Source organism: Streptococcus sp. ACS2 (assembly GCF_000525585.1).
Lineage (GTDB): Bacteria > Bacillota > Bacilli > Lactobacillales > Streptococcaceae > Streptococcus.
Window position 1 is genome coordinate 1 of the sequence record NZ_JALT01000008.1, and the last position, 1753, is coordinate 1753.

At 40.0% G+C, this 1753-nt stretch carries 1 protein-coding gene; it reads right to left on the minus strand.

Going from position 1 to position 1753, the window contains the following annotated elements:
* Positions 1-1753, minus strand: a 1753-nt coding sequence (locus tag HMPREF1517_RS00275; protein ID WP_037598878.1) for a glucosyl transferase, incomplete at both ends; no start/stop codon positions are given.

Below are 1753 nucleotides of genomic sequence, written 5' to 3' on the forward strand. Positions count from 1 at the left end.
ATTGATGGTACGGGTTTGGTTGGTTACGAGCTCACCAGAGTTTTCATCGTAGTAGTGACCATCTGGTGCAAAAGCGCCTTTAACTTGTCTACCATGATTTTTATCGAAGTAAAGTTTTTGTCCATTAATCTGAACGGCACCAGTAGCGGCTGTACCATCCGCATAGAAGTAGTACCAGTCATTACCCCATTGATAGAAACGATTTTTAATTGCTTTACCGTCATGACCGAAGTAGTAGATTTTACCATTGATGTAATTAATACTATCCTGCCACATATCACCTAGTTGGGTGTACTTATAGGCACCACCTTGACGGAAGTAATATAAGTCACCATTGATTTCATGAAGTCCAAGGACTTTTTCACCTTTCTCGTCAAGATAGTAAGTTAAGCCTCTGTTATCTTTAACAAACCCAGCTTTGGTTACTTTGCGACCATTATCTTTATCGTAATAGTACTCAGGCATATATACGCCATCTCGACCAAAATCACCTTTGGCTTGTACCCCTCGATAGTTGAAGAAGACATCTTGTCCATCGATATTTCGAGCTCCCTTGACTGGTTTACCGTCTTTACCAACATAGTACCAATTACCCATGTATTCAACATAACGATTGGTTACAAGGTTTCCTGAATTAACATCGTAGAATGCGTATAAATCACCGTAGGAATCACCATAAGCACCTTTAACCTGTTGACCATTGTCGCGGAAAAATAACTTTTGACCGTTAATGATTTGAGCACCAGTGAGGTTGTCTCCATTTACGTTCTTATAATACCAGTTTCCATTATCGTCGCTATAATAACCATTTGGGTTAGGAGCATCCATACCTACGCCGTTTTCATCAAATCGATAGGTCATACCATTAATTGTTAGAGTGGTGTTAGAGACGCGTGCTCCAGAATTAGGATCATAGTAGCGAAGAACACCATTGTCGAGAACAAGCTCTCCCTTAGCTTGACGACCATTAGCATATAGGTAAACGATTTGACCGTCTATATTGACTTCACCATCTTGAGGACGAATAGCATTTCCATCTGCACCATAATAGTACCAGCCATCATTTTCTTGGACATAGCGATTTTTAACGGCTTGACCAGTAACTGAGTCAAAATAGTAGCGACGGGTAATATTAGTAGGGGTACCAAAACCATAAGTATGTGGTGAATTTTGCCCTTCTTCTAGTAAAATGCTGATTCCTTTTTGTAGGACGCCGGTATCAACAGGAGAGGCAGCTTCACGTGCTTTGAAATAGTAGATATTACCATCAATTTCACGTATTCCTGTAAATTTAGAACCATCGTTCTTGATGTAAAAGGTTTGGCCTTTTTTATTCTGAACTAGACCTTCTTTTCGGACCCTTGCACCAGAGTTAGAGTCGTAATAGAAAGTTTGATCTGGATAGCTATAGTCCTCTCCGCTAAAGTCACCTTTGATTTGAACACCTTTATAATCGAAGTAGACTTCTTGACCATTGATAGTTTGTTCTCCAGTGAGTGGATAGCCATCTTTACCTAAATAGTACCAATTACCTTGGGATTCAAGGTATCGATTCGTCCATAGTTGCCCAGTATCAACATCGTAGTAACGAAATAGATTATTATTCCTATCGAGTAAAGGCCCCTTAACTTGTTGCCCATTACTGCGGAAATAAACATTTTGGCCATCGATAGTCTGTTCGCCTACGAGGTTTTTACCACTGGCATCTTTATAATACCAGTTGCCTTGGTCATCACTATAGTATTGACCACCA